This is a genomic window from Candidatus Enterococcus wittei, from assembly GCF_002140175.1.
Taxonomy (GTDB): domain Bacteria; phylum Bacillota; class Bacilli; order Lactobacillales; family Enterococcaceae; genus Enterococcus_B; species Enterococcus_B wittei.
Genome location: NZ_NGMO01000003.1, coordinates 16,984 through 31,881, shown reverse-complemented (window position 1 = coordinate 31,881; position 14,898 = coordinate 16,984). Strand labels below are relative to the sequence as shown.

General features: G+C 37.3%; 13 protein-coding genes. 11 read left to right on the top strand and 2 right to left on the bottom strand.

All coding sequences use genetic code 11. The annotated features are described in order from the left end of the window. The first annotated feature begins 332 nt into the window (after window positions 1-332). Both licT and A5844_RS08150 read left to right on the top strand, forming a co-directional pair. Window positions 333-1,190, top strand: coding sequence for a BglG family transcription antiterminator LicT (licT, locus tag A5844_RS08155; RefSeq protein ID WP_086284710.1), 858 nt, complete (start codon window positions 333-335; stop codon window positions 1,188-1,190). Between the two features lie 93 nt (window positions 1,191-1,283). Next, on the top strand, window positions 1,284-3,170 hold the full coding sequence (locus A5844_RS08150; protein WP_086284709.1) for a beta-glucoside-specific PTS transporter subunit IIABC: 1,887 nt from the start codon (window positions 1,284-1,286) through the stop codon (window positions 3,168-3,170). 137 nt (window positions 3,171-3,307) lie between these two features. Here A5844_RS08150 and A5844_RS08145 read toward each other — a convergent pair whose 3' ends face one another. After that, window positions 3,308-4,216 carry a MurR/RpiR family transcriptional regulator gene (locus tag A5844_RS08145; protein ID WP_086284708.1) on the bottom strand — a complete coding sequence of 303 codons (909 nt, stop codon included), beginning with the start codon at window positions 4,214-4,216 and terminating at the stop codon, window positions 3,308-3,310. A gap of 323 nt (window positions 4,217-4,539) precedes the next feature. Between A5844_RS08145 and A5844_RS08140 the strand changes: the two genes are divergently transcribed. The 5 genes from A5844_RS08140 (at window position 4,540) to A5844_RS08120 (ending at window position 10,932) form a co-directional block, all read left to right on the top strand. Beyond that, window positions 4,540-5,943: a 6-phospho-beta-glucosidase gene (locus A5844_RS08140; protein ID WP_086284707.1), complete on the top strand. Its 1,404-nt coding sequence runs from the start codon at window positions 4,540-4,542 to the stop codon at window positions 5,941-5,943. Beyond that, the gene (locus A5844_RS08135; RefSeq protein ID WP_086284706.1) at window positions 5,943-7,376 is read left to right on the top strand and encodes a 6-phospho-beta-glucosidase; all 1,434 of its coding nucleotides are present in this window, start codon (window positions 5,943-5,945) and stop codon (window positions 7,374-7,376) included. Before A5844_RS08140 ends, A5844_RS08135 begins: the two co-directional genes overlap by 1 nt. A 145-nt stretch (window positions 7,377-7,521) precedes the next feature. After that, a complete protein-coding gene (gene trxB, locus A5844_RS08130) occupies window positions 7,522-8,451 on the top strand; it encodes a thioredoxin-disulfide reductase (RefSeq protein WP_086284705.1) in 930 nt (309 codons plus the stop codon). A gap of 394 nt (window positions 8,452-8,845) precedes the next feature. Next, window positions 8,846-10,570 carry a phospho-sugar mutase gene (locus A5844_RS08125; protein ID WP_086284704.1) on the top strand — a complete coding sequence of 575 codons (1,725 nt, stop codon included), beginning with the start codon at window positions 8,846-8,848 and terminating at the stop codon, window positions 10,568-10,570. 74 nt (window positions 10,571-10,644) lie between these two features. Further along, window positions 10,645-10,932: an ArsR/SmtB family transcription factor gene (locus A5844_RS08120; protein WP_373419211.1), complete on the top strand. Its 288-nt coding sequence runs from the start codon at window positions 10,645-10,647 to the stop codon at window positions 10,930-10,932. Window positions 10,933-11,521: 589 nt separating this feature from the next. Here A5844_RS08120 and A5844_RS08110 read toward each other — a convergent pair. Beyond that, entirely contained in the window at window positions 11,522-12,379 is an 858-nt protein-coding gene (locus tag A5844_RS08110; protein WP_086284702.1) for a pyruvate, water dikinase regulatory protein, read from the bottom strand. A 91-nt stretch (window positions 12,380-12,470) separates the two neighbouring features. On the opposite strand from A5844_RS08110, the gene A5844_RS08105 reads away from it, so the two are divergent. From A5844_RS08105 to A5844_RS08090, 4 genes are all read left to right on the top strand, one after another. Further along, on the top strand, window positions 12,471-12,899 hold the full coding sequence (locus tag A5844_RS08105; RefSeq protein ID WP_086284701.1) for a Fur family transcriptional regulator: 429 nt from the start codon (window positions 12,471-12,473) through the stop codon (window positions 12,897-12,899). A 165-nt stretch (window positions 12,900-13,064) separates the two neighbouring features. Continuing rightward, window positions 13,065-13,241, top strand: a complete 177-nt coding sequence (rpsU, locus tag A5844_RS08100) for a 30S ribosomal protein S21 (protein ID WP_086284700.1) — start codon at window positions 13,065-13,067, stop codon at window positions 13,239-13,241. Window positions 13,242-13,267: 26 nt separating this feature from the next. Next, the gene (locus tag A5844_RS08095; protein WP_086284699.1) at window positions 13,268-13,714 is read left to right on the top strand and encodes a GatB/YqeY domain-containing protein; all 447 of its coding nucleotides are present in this window, start codon (window positions 13,268-13,270) and stop codon (window positions 13,712-13,714) included. Between the two features lie 194 nt (window positions 13,715-13,908). Continuing rightward, window positions 13,909-14,880: a PhoH family protein gene (locus tag A5844_RS08090; protein ID WP_086284698.1), complete on the top strand. Its 972-nt coding sequence runs from the start codon at window positions 13,909-13,911 to the stop codon at window positions 14,878-14,880. The last annotated feature ends 18 nt before the right edge of the window (window positions 14,881-14,898 follow it).

The following is a 14,898-nucleotide window of genomic DNA, read 5'->3' as shown; positions in this document are numbered from 1 at the left end:
CACTCAATCGTAACCAAGTGCATTAGGGATGAATATGATTGCAACAAATTGCTTTAAAGTGAGTGGCTGATAAGAAGAAAAGTTTTCCTGTAGATAGAAAAAAAGAATATATTCTTTCCTTTTTATTCTATTTACTATCTAAGAAATGATAGCGCTTAAAAAAGCGTTGACAAATCATTTTCCTTTCGCTAAGATGAAGAAAAGAAATAGTGTTGGATAGTGATTGCATCACGCAAGCTAAACCTAATAAGTCATCATAGTTTTCCTATGATAGGCTTTTTGGGTTTTTTTGTTTTTTTGAAATTAAGTAACAATCATGGGAAGGGGATACTATGCTGATTGAAAAAATTCTAAATAATAATGTCGTTGTCACAAGGGATAAGTTGAATCGAGAAATGATTGTTATGGGGAAAGGTTTAGCATTTAAAAAAGCGATTGGGGATTGCATCTTAGAAGCCGAAGTAGATAAAAAATTCCACTTAACCGATGACCGTCTTTTTCGGCATTTTCAAAAATTAGCAGAAGATATTCCTTTAGAGTATATCGAATTATCTTATGAAATCATTGAATATACGAAATCTACGTTAGGCATCAGTTTGAATGACTCCATTTATATTTCATTGACGGATCATTTATACAATGCAATTAAGCGAAGCAAATCAGGTACAGGGTTGTCGAATGTCTTATTGTATGATATCAAGCAGTTGTTCCCAAAAGAGTATCAAATCGGTCTAAAAACGATTGATAAAATTTATAAAAAATATGGTTTTACTCTTTCTGAAAATGAAGCAGGTTTCATTGCTTTGCACCTAGTGAATGCTCAAACAGATCAGAGTCATATGAATAATATGTATCTTTTTACAAAAACGATTCAAGACATTTTAAATATTGTGCGCTATTACTATCAGACACCTTTCGATGAAGAATCGATTTACTTTTTTCGTTTTGTTACGCATCTGCGTTTCTTCTTGAGTCGTGTGATGAATGAGACAGTAAGTCAGGATGGGGAGATTGAAGAAGAGTTGATTCATATGATTCAGCGAAAATACCAGACAGCTTCAGAGTGTGTAAAAAAAATCAGTTCTTTTCTATATGACACCTTCCATTATCAAATGTCTAATGATGAAAACGTCTATCTAACAATTCATCTTGCTCGTTTAGTAGACAATAATCATTTAAAAGAAAAGTAAAGGGGGATAGATAATAGTTAACCTTATAAAAAAGGACAAGGGTAGTGACATTCAGTTGGCTAAACCTTCAATAAAAAAATTGGAGGAGAGAAAATGGGAAAATATCAGAATCTAGCAGAAGAAATCGTAAAATATGTAGGAGGTACAGAAAATATCAACAGTTTGACCCATTGTATCACGCGCTTGCGGTTCCAACTAAAAGATGAAAGTAAAGCATCAGATGACATATTGAAAAATATGGATGGTGTCGTAACGGTAATGAAAAGTGGCGGGCAGTACCAAGTAGTGATCGGCAACCATGTACCTGATGTGTATGTTGAGGTGATAAAGGCCGCTGGAATCTCAGAAGAATCGGGAGGAGCTGTCACAAAAGGCAATCTATTTAATCGTTTGATTGATATTTTAAGTGGTTGTTTCCAACCATTTCTAGGTGCGTTGGCTGCAGCTGGGATGGTCAAAGGTTTAAATGCATTATTTATCTTTTTAGGTTTTTATGAGCAAGTATCAGGAACATATATCATGCTAAATGGTATAGGAGATTCGATTTTTTTCTTTATGCCTGTCATTTTAGGTTATACCGCAGCAAAAAAATTCCAATTGAATCCTATGGTTGGTATCGTGATTGGAGCAGCGCTTTGCTATCCGACTGTTCAAGGTCCAGCTCTTCAAAGTGGCTATGAGGCAGCCTCGGGAGCAGCAACTGCTCCTTACAGTTTACTTGGTTTATCTGCGTATGAACGCTTTTTAGGTATTCCATGGGTGGGCGCAACTTATACGTCTAGTGTCGTACCAGTGATTTTTATTATCGCTTTTGCGGGGCAAGTGCAGAAAGTGGCAAAAAAAGTAATCCCAACTGTGGTACAAACTTTTGTTGTTCCTTTTATGGTGTTATTGTTTTCCTTACCAATTGGTTTTTTAGTCATTGGTCCAATCGTAAGTTTATTGACAGATGGATTAAGTGCTGGGTTCCAAGCTTTAATGGGCTTTTCACCAGCGTTATATGGTGGTGTGCTTGGCTTCTTCTGGCAAGTACTGGTTATTTTTGGGTTACACTGGAGTATCGTGCCATTGGCGATTATGCAGATAACCCAAGATGGTTCCACACAGATATTGACGGGTGTATTTGGTGCTAGTTTTGCACAGACAGCAGTTGTATTAGCTATGTATTTTAAATTTAAAGATAAAAAAATGAAAGCGCTTTGTATGCCGGCATTTATCTCTGGGATCTTTGGAGTGACTGAACCTGCAATTTACGGCATAACTTTACCGAAAAAAATGCCATTTATTTTTTCAATGGTAGGTGGTGCAATTTCTGGCGTGTACTTAATGATGGCTGGTACCACTAGTTATACGATGGGAGGATTAGGTATTTTTGGTGTAGTGAATTATATTACAGGAACAGATGCCAGTGGAATGTATCATGCATTTGTTGGTATTGCGATTGCTGCCATCACTGGATTTACGTTGACTTTCCTATTTTGGAAAGACCAAGAAATAGAAGAAACACCACAGAAACAAAAAACAAATAAAGAAATCGTCAAAACACCGATCAAAGGAGGAATTACCTCTTTGAGTGAGGCAAAGGATCAGGCATTTTCTAAAGGTGCTTTAGGTCGTGGTATTTTGATTTATCCGGAAAAAGGGGAAGTAGTTGCTCCCTTTGACGGTACAGTCATGACGTTGTTCCCAACTAAACATGCGATAGGTCTAGTTTCTGATAATGGCTTAGAATTATTGATTCATGTTGGATTGGATACTGTTCAACTTAATGGGCAGTATTTTGAATCATTTGTGGAGCAAGGAAATAAAGTGAAACAAGGGGACACCTTATTAAGATTTGATATCCATGCGATTGAAAGTGCGGGATATAGTGTGGAGACACCAGTAATTATTACAAATTCAGCAGATTATTTAGAAATTTTAGAGAATCAGGCGCCTATGGTGGGGCATGGCGACGAGTTGATTACAGCTCTTACTTGATGACAAGAAATAAGCTGGAGAATCCGATATTGGCTCTTCTCATCGATATTTTCCAACTTATTTTTGTAATAGCTATTTAAGTCTGATGTTTGTTTTAGATGAGAAGATGTTTCCTTTTTTTAGTTTCTTTAGACGAATCAAGTATGATCTTTCATAGAAAAATCAATCAAGATTTCTTCTTTCATAATGGCGGAACTGATGGGACGGGTATCGACTTTTTGCCCGATCTTAATTAAATAATCCAAATTTTCATGATAGTTCTCTGCAAATACACAGCTATACAAGACATCAAGTAAATAAGAAATAGACGTATTGATCGTAAAGTTACTGATTTTTGAATACAACCGTTCCCTAGTTGTCAGTCTCAAAACAACATCGCTGACTACAGAGAGAGAGGATTCCCCGATACTTGTTAAAGAGAGTATCGGAACATTCATTTCTTTTAAGATTTCAGCAGTTCTCAACATCATTTGATTTTCTCCAGTATAGGAGATCAGTATGGCACAGTCTTCTGATCTACAGTTATAAGCGGCATAATAAGACTCTCCAGATGTGGGAACAATGGACACTTCTCGTTTGATCCGGTTCATTTTTAATTTGAATGATTGGGCGATCAATGTATTGGAATCGCTAGAGAAAAGGACGACTTTTTTTGATCGCAGCAATAAATGTTTGGCTTGTTGCAATTCATCATGAAAAAGTAAAGAGAGAGTATCTTGGATCGTCATTTTTTCTAGAGCAGCGATTTTATTAGCAATTGTCATAATTCCTTCGTTTTCTGAGAAAGGCAGATTGGCATCTACCTCTTGAAAATTGCCTTCAAGATATTCTTTTTCAGCGATGAACGCATCTCTAAAATCCACCCAACCAGCAAATCCCATTTTTTTAGCAATTCGAATCAATGTGGAAGGATGGACATAACAACTTTCAGCAATTTGTTGGATGGTCAAATCGCCAAGTGTACGTTCATTGTTTTGTAAGAAATGGATCACTTGCTGTTCGGAAGGGGAAAAACTGGTTTGTTTTAATTTTTCTTTGAGTAACATATATTATCCTCTTTTACATTTTTATGTATAACAGTGTAAAAATATTGTAAACGCTATTATAAATAGAGTCAAATAATTGAATAAGGTATATAAATATAAATAGATAGAGTAGAAAGAAAGAGGATAACTTATATTTACCTGTTTTGATCATTATATTTGAAGAGAAAGAGGGATTTTTCTATTTCTTATGTGCAATAAATTTACAATATTGAGACAGAAAATCACTTTTTTTGTAAATGGTTTTTCAAAGCTCTTGTAAGGTATTGAGATATTTTTTTACAAAAATGATAATTAAATTGTAAAAAACGAAAAGGAGTGAGCATATGCATCAGGGAATCAAGATTGCAACGATCGGTGGCGGAAGTAGTTATACGCCAGAATTAATGGAAGGGTTCATCAAACGATACGAAGAGTTACCAATTCGAGAAATCTGGTTAGTGGATGTAGAAGAAGGAAAAGAAAAACTTAAGATCGTCAGTGAAATGGCGCAACGCATGTGGGATGCTTCACCTTATGATGTGAAAATCTATGCCACACTTGATCGGGAAGAAGCATTGAAAGATGCTGATTTTGTAACAACACAATTCCGTGTGGGTCAATTAAATGCTAGAGTCAAGGACGAGCGAATTCCTGCATATTACGGAATGCTTGGGCAAGAAACGAATGGAGCCGGTGGGATGTTTAAAGCTTTCCGAACGATCCCTGTCATTTTATCCGTAGTGGAAGATATGAAACGTTTATGTCCTGAGGCTTGGTTGATCAATTTTGCCAATCCGAGCGGGATGGTAACAGAAGCTGTCGTTCGTTATGGTAAGTGGGAAAAAGTCATTGGTTTATGTAACGTTCCTGTGATGGCTATGATGACTGAACCGGTCATGATCAGTGAAAAGAAAGAAGATTTGATCTATAAATTTGCTGGGTTGAATCATTTCCATTGGCACAAGGTAGCGGATGCGAAAGGAAATGATTGTACCAATGATTTGATCGAACAACTCTACGCAGAAGATAACGGTTTGCCTAAAAATATTTTCGATGTACCATTTTTCAAAGAACAACTTCTTCAGATGCAAATGATTCCTTGTGGCTACCATCGTTATTATTATCGAGAAGAAGAAATGTTGAACCATGCGTTGGAAGAATACCAAACAGTTGGGACTAGAGCACAACAAGTCAAACAAACAGAAGCTGAATTATTTGAACTATACAAAGATCCAACCCTGGATCATAAACCCGAACAACTCCAACAACGAGGCGGAGCTTATTATTCGGATGCCGCTTGTGAAACCATTGCTTCGATATATGGGAACAAAGAAACACAAATTGTTGTTTCAACAAAGAATGAAGGGGCAGTACCTGATCTTCCAGCAGATTGTGTTGTAGAAGTAACCGCTTATGTAGGGGCGCAAGGTGCTCGAAATGTAGCATTTGGTTCATTACCACCAGCTGAAAGAGGATGGCTACAAGTCATGAAAAATATGGAGCTATTGACGATTGAGGCAGCGGTGACTGGTGATTATGGCACAGCACTTCAAGCCTTCACTATCAATCCATTGGTGCGTTCAGGAGAAACAGCCAAACGAATGATGGATGAATTGTTTATTGCTCATCAAGACTATTTACCACAGTTTAAAGAAACGATTGCACGCCTAAAAAAAGAAGGAATCACTGTGCAAGATGATTTAGCTAGACAGCTTTCGGAAAATAAAAGAGTAGCGGAGGAAGTATAATGGGATTTAGAGATGATTTTTTATGGGGTGGCGCGACAGCTGCTAACCAATGTGAAGGTGGATATGATGAAGGAGGAAGAGGTTTAGCAAACGTGGATGTAGTACCGATTGGCAAAGACCGCTTTCCAGTGATCACAGGACAACAAAAAATGTTCGAATTTGATGATGAGCATTTTTATCCAGCAAAAGTGGCGATTGACATGTATCACCGCTATAAAGAAGATATTGCTTTGTTTGCAGAAATGGGTTTTAAAACATATCGCTTGTCTATTGCATGGAGTCGTATCTTCCCATTGGGTGATGAAAAAGAGCCGAATGAAGAAGGATTGAAATTTTACGAAGACGTGTTTAAAGAATGTCAAAAATATGGGATCGAACCGCTAGTGACAATCACTCATTTTGACTGTCCGATGCATTTGATCAAAGAATATGGGGCTTGGCGCTCACGTGAATTAATCGGTTTTTATGAAAATCTCTGCCATGTGATCTTCAATCGGTATAAAGGGCTAGTGAAATATTGGTTAACATTCAATGAAATCAATATGATCTTACATGCACCATTTATGGGCGCAGGTCTGTATTTTGAAGAAGGCGATAACGTAGAGCAAATCAAATATCAAGCAGCCCACCATGAATTAGTGGCTAGTGCCATTGCGACAAAGATTGCTCATGAAGTCGATCCAGAAAATAAAGTAGGATGCATGTTAGCAGCAGGAGCTTATTACCCATATTCTTGTAAGCCAGAAGATATTTGGGCTTCTAGAAAAGCAGACCGCGAAAATTATTTCTTTATTGATGTACAATCACGTGGAGAATATCCTGCTTATGCACTGAAGGAAATGGAGCGAAACGGTATTGAGCTTCAAATGGAAGCAGAAGATCTTGCATTACTGAAAGAACATACGGTAGATTTTATTTCATTTTCTTACTATTCTTCACGAGTTGCTACGACTGATCCTAAGATATTGGAACAAACGGCTGGAAATATTTTTGCTTCACCCAAGAATCCTTACCTAGAAGAAAGCGAATGGGGCTGGCAGATCGATCCACTTGGCTTACGTGTGACTTTAAACGATATCTACGATCGTTATCAAAAACCATTGTTTATTGTAGAAAATGGCTTGGGAGCTGTGGATAAACCAGATGAAAACGGGTATGTAGAAGACGATTATCGTATTGCTTACTTGGCTTCCCACATCCAAGCGATGAAAGATGCGGTCGAATTAGATGGAGTGGATTTATTAGGGTACACTACGTGGGGCTGTATCGACTTAGTTTCTGCAGGTACAGGTGAAATGAAAAAACGATATGGGTTTATTTATGTGGACCGTGACAATGAAGGTAACGGAACATTGAAACGATCTAAGAAAAAATCCTTTGATTGGTATAAAAAAGTGATTGCTTCAAATGGAGAAGAATTGAGTAACGAATAAGCTACATTCCATAAAAGTCTATTGTTTTTCAGCTTGTGCTTCGAGTATAATAAATCTATTCGAAGAAAGTAGGCAAAACAATAGACTTTTTTTTGCAATGGCTGTAAAGTAAGCTTACTTGATTTTAAAACGGAGGTATCTACATATGTATGATGTAATCGTAATTGGCGCAGGACCTGCAGGGATGACAGCGGCTCTATATGCTTCACGTTCGAACTTGTCCGTTGGGATGATCGAACAAGGCGCACCTGGTGGACAAATGAATAATACGGCTGAAGTCGAAAACTATCCCGGATTTGATTCAATCATGGGTCCAGACTTAGCGTATAAAATGTATGAAGGTGTCACAAAATTTGGTACAGAAAATATCTATGGGATCGTAGAAGATATCAAAGACCATGGAAGCTACAAAGAAGTGATTTGTGAAGATAAAAGTTATGAAGCGAAAACAGTGATTATTGCCACTGGTTGTATCCATCGCAAACTTGGTGTGCCTGGTGAAGAAGAATATGCTGGTCGTGGCGTTTCTTATTGTGCAGTGTGTGATGGCGCCTTTTTCCGTAACAAACGGTTAGTTGTAATTGGAGGCGGCGATTCAGCTGTTGAAGAAGCTGTGTATCTGACTCAGTTTGCTTCTGAAGTGATCATCGTGCATCGTAGAGATGAATTAAGAGCACAAAAAATCATTCAAGATCGTGCATTTGCCAATAAAAAAATCTCATTTATGTGGGATACGATCACCGATGAAATCGTTGGTAATGATATGGTAGTTACCGGTATCAAAGCACATAATGCAAAAACCGGTGAAGAAATCGACATCGCAGCAGATGGTGTGTTCATCTATGTTGGACTTGATCCATTAACAAAGCCATTCAAAAAATCTGGTTTGACCAATGCTGCTGGTTGGATCCCCACAGACCAAGATATGCGCACGAATATTCCCGGCGTTTTTGCCATCGGAGACGTACGTGAAAAAGACTTGCGTCAAATCACCACAGCTGTTGGAGATGGCGGGATTGCTGGACAACAAGTATATAAATATCTAGAATCGCTAGAAGAAACAACAAATGCGTAAGTAGAAGTTCATCCGTACAAGTAGGATGTATGTAGAACTTGTTGCACATCACTAAACGGAATAAGTAAAAGAAAAGACTAGGCCTACCCGCTCAGTTTTGCGAAGTGAGCTGGATGATCCGAAAATATCTTTTGATATCTTCGAGATCATTCGGCTTATTTTTGCATGAACTCCTTTGGCTTTTTTGTCAAATGATGTTGAGAAAGAGAAATTCTAAAATTATCGATAGATGGCAAAAAATGAGTGTTTTTTTGATTATTGCTAGGACAAAAACTTTGCTGTTACGATTCATTGCTATAGTTATAACTCTAGTTGATTTTCCTCTTACTTTTCTAACTAAAAAGAGAATGATATACTGAAGAAGGAACATAATTTAGAAAGAGGTGTCAGCTTCATGTCTTGGAAGCAAGTTTACGAACAATGGGCAACTGAAGAATCATTAGAAGAAAATTTAAAAAATCAATTAACAGAATTAAGCCAAGATCCTGAAAAATTAGAAGATGCATTTTATGCACCATTAGAGTTTGGGACTGCGGGAATGCGTGGGATTTTAGGACCTGGTATCAATCGTATGAATATCTATACTGTACGTCAAGCCACAGAAGGCCTTGCTCGTTTCATGGATGCACAAGATGAAGAAACCAAAAAACGCGGAGTGGCGATTGCTTATGATTCACGTCATCAGTCACCAGAATTTGCGATGGAAGCAGCTAAAACATTAGCGCACCATAACATCCCATCCTTTGTGTTTGAAAGCTTACGACCTACACCTGAACTTTCCTTTGCTGTACGTCATTTGAATACTTTTGCGGGGATCATGGTAACTGCTTCTCATAATCCTGCGGCTTACAATGGTTATAAAGTTTATGGTGAAGATGGTGGACAAATGCCGCCTGCTGATGCGGATGCATTGACTACTTATGTACGAGGTGTCAGCAACCCGCTTAAAGTCGAAGTTTTAACAGATGAAGAAATAGAACACAGTGGATTGGTCACGATTATCGGTGAAGAAGTCGATGCTGCTTATCTAGAAGAAATCAAAGCAGTAACGATTGACCAAGAATTAGTTCAAACAATGGGGAAAGATTTAAAGTTAGTTTACACACCATTACATGGTACTGGAAAAATGCTGGGTGAACGCGCTTTGAAACAAGCAGGTTTCGAACAATTTGTATTAGTTCCTGAACAAGCGATTGCTGATCCTGACTTTACGACAGTGAAATCACCAAATCCAGAAGAACATTCAGCATTTGAATATGCCATTCGTTTAGGGGAACAAGAAGGTGCAGATCTGTTGATTGCTACTGACCCTGATGCGGATCGTTTAGGAGCAGCAGTACGCTTGCCAGATGGTTCATACAAAGTGTTGACAGGAAACCAAATTGGTGCGCTCTTTGTACAATATATTTTGGAGGCGCATCACTCAAAAGGAACTTTGCCAGAAAATGCCGCAGTGTTGAAATCCATTGTTTCCAGTGAACTACCAACAGCGATTGCTAAACACTATGGAGCAGAAATGTTTAATGTGTTAACTGGTTTTAAATTTATTGCTGAAAAAATCCAACAGTTTGAAGAAGATCATTCACATACATTCATGTTTGGCTTTGAAGAAAGTTATGGCTACTTAGTCAAACCATTCGTTCGTGATAAGGATGCGATCCAAGCACTCGTTCTTTTAGCAGAAGTTGCTGCATTTTATAAAAAACAAGGCAAGACACTTTACGATGGCTTGCAAACTATTTTCGAAACTTATGGTTACTATGCAGAAAAAACAATCTCTGTTACGATGAGTGGACAAGAAGGCTCTGCAAAAATTGCTGCTTTGATGGAAAAATTCCGAAAAGAAACACCAACAGAATTTGCTGGTGCTAAGGTTATCCAAACAGAAGACTTCAAAGCACAAACAAGTACAGATTCAAATGGTCACACAGAAAAATTAACCACTCCACCATCAGATGTATTGAAATATACGTTAGAAGAGAATGGCTGGATTGCCATTCGTCCTTCGGGAACCGAACCAAAAATCAAATTCTACATCGGCGTTAAAGGCGCTTCCAACAAAGAGGCAGAAGAGAAAGTTGCCGCTTATGAAGCGAGCATTAAAGCAATGACAGAATAATAAATAGTTGAGACTGACGAAAAAAGTGGTAAACTTTAGTAGTCAGTCTTTTTTATGGAGGTGTGAGGAAAATAATGGATCGGAAAGTAAAAATAGATAAAGTAAGTCAATTATTCAAATTATTGAGTGATCCGACCCGTTTAAATATTTTATTGTATTTAAAAGAAGGAGAACAAAATGTGACAGCGATCAGTCAAGCTGTCGAAATGGAACAATCAGCTGTCTCGCATCAATTAAGATTATTAAGAGAAAATCATGTAGTTAAATCACGACGAGAAGGAAAAGCAATCGTATATAGTCTCGATGATGTCCATGTATTAGATATACTAGATCAGACACTAAAACACGTTGAACATCAATAAGAGGTCATGAAAGAAGTGCTTTACCTTGGAAACATAATTCAAAAAATAGAAAATGGCTTATCATATTTTTTATTTTTTGAATTAAGACCAACTTGTAGCTTTTTGAATGTCGTTTATTATGGTTGTGACAACAGCGTTCTGATCCAAAAAGTAAGAAAAAATCGAAAAATAGCTCTTCATATTTTTCCGTATTTTTTTGAAGAGATTGCAAGTTGAATGTTACTTTCGTCATCCTATTTAGTACACCTAAAAGCAATATGCTACGAATGGTACCGTAGATTGGTTTTATGTAAATGATCGGATAATAATCATAACTTATACCATTATAGAAAAAATATTTTGAGGATTTAAAAAAATAATCGACCAACCAAGCATTTCTGTTCTTTTTAGTTGGACAGGAATGCTTGGTCGATTCATTCTTATTATCATCCTATTTTGATAAGTGCCTTGATACTTATTTGTCACACTTTCGATTTGTGAAAGTTGAGCCACTCTTCCCATTTGCAAAGTAGGTTCCAAATGGGAAATTTGAGAATTAGGAAAGACTATTTATTTTTTGTACGATCTAAGATAGCTTACTATTGCTTCTCTATTTTTCTTCAGGAGTTTCTGTCCCGTAATAACTGTGATCCTCTAAACCTAACTCGTTAAGAATTAAAGAGGCAGTTTCTTCAATGGAAAGGGAAGCGACATTGATGACCACACAACCTAACTTTTCATAAAGATCATTTGCAAATTCTAGTTCTGCACGGATTTTTTCAATATCTGAATAAGCAGTATCGGGATTGAGACCGTAGGAACGCATGCGTTCTTTTCTGATGTTATTCAGAATATCTGGATTATTAGTCAAACCTACAATTTTTTTAGGATCGATTTCCCATAATTGCTTTGGAATATGCGCTTGGGGAATCAAAGGGAGATTGGCAACTTTTAAATTTTTATTGGCTAAAAAGAGACTTAAAGGTGTTTTGGATGTTCTTGACACCCCAAGCAATACAACATCAGCCTCCAAAAAGCCTCGAGGATCTTTCCCGTCATCATATTTTACAGCAAATTCCATTGCTTTGATCCGCTTGAAATAGTTTTCATTCAATAGATGAAGAGCACCTGGTTGACGTGTTGGTTTGATCCCAGTTAAGCGCTCGATTTCAGCAACTGGCGGTGTCAATACATCAAAACTGTAGAGATTATTGTCTTGGCAGAATTTATTCGTGAGATCGATCAGTTCTTGGTTGATCAATGTATGAAGAACTAGTGCTTGTTCATTCAATGCATCAACCAAAGCATGATGTAACGTTTCTTTGTCTGTGACAAACGTTCGTCTGAATAAATTGAACTCAACGCTAGGATATTGAGCCATGGTTGCTTGAGCTAATTTAGTCGCTGTTTCACCTGCAGAATCAGAGATAACAAAAAAAGTGACGATTTCATTTGATTGGGAAGACATACGTATAAAACCTCTCTTGCATTTTTTTTAAGTTTATTATACCATACTTGGGTGTACATACTTCGTAATCATTTTGATTTGGGGGAGAAACATGGAAAAACAAACATTGGTGGAACAATCACTACAAATATTGAAAAATAACGGATTGAAATATACGAAGAAACGTGAGGCCTTACTGACATATTTGATCAAGAGAAATCGTTATGTATCAGCAAAAGAAGTCTTTGACTATATGAATCAAGAATTCAGCGGTGTAAGTTATGATACGATTTATCGTAATTTACATGATTTTTCTGAACTGGATTTGTTAGAAGAAACGGATCTCAATGGTGAAATGAAATTCCGATTCCATTGTTGCCAAGGTGAGATTGGGCATCATCATCATTTTATCTGTACTGTTTGTGGAAAGACAAAAGAAATCCATATGTGTCCAATGAATTATTTTGAAGAACAGTTGAGCGGATGCACGATTGAGGGGCATCGATTTGAGATTTTTGGACGTTGTGAAAGTTGTCAATAAAATAAATAAATAAAATAACAACTGGTAATTTTAAAAAAAAGGTAAGATTCACTTGACGGTCATAAGAGCTTTAGCTATAATATTCATAGAACAGACTTGTTTCTTGAGATTAATATTTCAATAACAATTACGGTTACTTTTTAAGCTCGGAGGGAGGGAATTAACATGTCAAAAACAGTCGTTCGCAAAAACGAATCACTTGACGATGCTCTTCGTCGCTTCAAACGTTCCGTGTCAAAAGCGGGTGTTTTACAAGAATCTCGCAAACGTGAATTCTTCGAAAAACCAAGTGTGAGACGCAAGAAAAAATCTGAAGCAGCTAGAAAACGTAAAAAATTCTAGTTCTGTGATGAATTGGAGTTGGTAGTGTGTCACTACTAAGTAGATTAAACGATGACATGAAAACAGCGATGAAAGCTAAAGATAAAGAGTCTTTACAGGTGATTCGTATGATTAAGTCATCGATTCAAAACGAACAGATTAAAGTAGGTCACGACTTGACTGAAGAAGAAGAATTAACAGTATTGTCTCGTGAAATGAAACAACGTCGCGATTCTTTACATGAATTCGAAGAAGCTGGACGTGACGATTTAGCTGAAAAAGTGAAAAGTGAGATTACGATCGTTGAGAAATACATGCCAGAACAACTTTCTGATGATGAGATTCGCCAACTTGTTCAAGAAGCGATTGCACAAACAGGTGCTTCATCTGTAAAAGAGTTTGGTAAAGTCATGGGTGTAATCATGCCTAAAGTCAAAGGAAAAGCAGATGGCAATCAAGTGAATGCGATCGTTAAAGAATCTTTGCAATCTTAATTTTAGCATTAAAACTACGGATACTTAGTATTCGTAGTTTTTTTTGCTTATTATCCAGATCTGAGTGCTACTGTCATAATCTCTTGATTTCAAAGTGGGATCGCTTTTTTAGAACCTTCTCTTATTTGCTATATAGTTTTTCATGAATATGGTAGAATAGGAAAGAATGATTTGAGAAAAGGAGATGTCTATTTTTGACAGAAGAGTCTAGTTCTTTGGAGATTAGATTAACGGCTGCTGATGATGTCAGTATGCTTTTAGGTGCGCATGATAAACATATCAAATTGATTGAAGAGGTAACGGGGACAACAATCCATACTAGAGGAGAAATGATCCAAATTATTGGTTCAGAGTCAGCCATTTCTTTGGCTGCTTCTGTCATTCGTACGATGCAGGAACTGATCAAGCGAGGGATCCATATCAGTACTCCTGATGTAGTGACTGCACTCAAGATGGGAGAAAAAGGAACCTTAGATTATTTTGTTGAGATGTACGAAGAAGAAATCGTCAAAGACCGAAATGGAAAACCGATTCGCGTGAAAAATAGCGGACAAAAAAAATATGTCCATTCTGTAGCGAAGCACGATATCGTTTTTGGTATAGGACCAGCTGGTACTGGTAAAACGTTCCTTGCAGTTGTTCTAGCCATTGCTGCTTTGAAAAAAGGTGAAGTACAAAAAATCATTTTAACTCGACCAGCTGTTGAAGCAGGGGAAAATCTTGGATTTTTACCTGGTGACTTAAAAGAAAAAGTAGATCCTTATTTACGTCCGGTTTATGATGCTTTATATCAGATTTTTGGATTAGATCATACGAATCGCCTAATGGAAAGAGGGATTATCGAGATTGCGCCTCTTGCGTATATGCGAGGTCGTACGTTAGACGATGCATTTGTTATTTTAGATGAAGCGCAAAATACGACAGTTGCTCAGATGAAGATGTTTTTAACACGCCTTGGATACCAGTCAAAAATGATTGTCAATGGCGATACAAGCCAAATCGATCTACCAAGAGGGACCATGAGTGGGCTCGTTCATGCAGAACGAACATTGAAGCAAATCAAAAAAATTGATTTTGTCAATTTTGAAGCAAGTGATGTGGTTCGGCATCCTGTAGTAGCTGAGATCATCCAAGCTTATGAAAAAGCGGATCTTCATCTAGAATAGGCTTTCTTAGGAGGATTA

What these genes read in the sequence shown, in the direction of transcription:
- licT (WP_086284710.1), top strand. Translation starts at nt 333, where the DNA reads ATGCTGATTGAAAAAATTCTAAATAATAATGTCGTTGTCACAAGGGAT.
- A5844_RS08150 (WP_086284709.1), top strand. Translation starts at nt 1,284, where the DNA reads ATGGGAAAATATCAGAATCTAGCAGAAGAAATCGTAAAATATGTAGGA.
- A5844_RS08145 (WP_086284708.1), bottom strand. Translation starts at nt 4,216, where the DNA reads ATGTTACTCAAAGAAAAATTAAAACAAACCAGTTTTTCCCCTTCCGAA.
- A5844_RS08140 (WP_086284707.1), top strand. Translation starts at nt 4,540, where the DNA reads ATGCATCAGGGAATCAAGATTGCAACGATCGGTGGCGGAAGTAGTTAT.
- A5844_RS08135 (WP_086284706.1), top strand. Translation starts at nt 5,943, where the DNA reads ATGGGATTTAGAGATGATTTTTTATGGGGTGGCGCGACAGCTGCTAAC.
- trxB (WP_086284705.1), top strand. Translation starts at nt 7,522, where the DNA reads ATGTATGATGTAATCGTAATTGGCGCAGGACCTGCAGGGATGACAGCG.
- A5844_RS08125 (WP_086284704.1), top strand. Translation starts at nt 8,846, where the DNA reads ATGTCTTGGAAGCAAGTTTACGAACAATGGGCAACTGAAGAATCATTA.
- A5844_RS08120 (WP_373419211.1), top strand. Translation starts at nt 10,645, where the DNA reads ATGGATCGGAAAGTAAAAATAGATAAAGTAAGTCAATTATTCAAATTA.
- A5844_RS08110 (WP_086284702.1), bottom strand. Translation starts at nt 12,379, where the DNA reads ATGTCTTCCCAATCAAATGAAATCGTCACTTTTTTTGTTATCTCTGAT.
- A5844_RS08105 (WP_086284701.1), top strand. Translation starts at nt 12,471, where the DNA reads ATGGAAAAACAAACATTGGTGGAACAATCACTACAAATATTGAAAAAT.
- rpsU (WP_086284700.1), top strand. Translation starts at nt 13,065, where the DNA reads ATGTCAAAAACAGTCGTTCGCAAAAACGAATCACTTGACGATGCTCTT.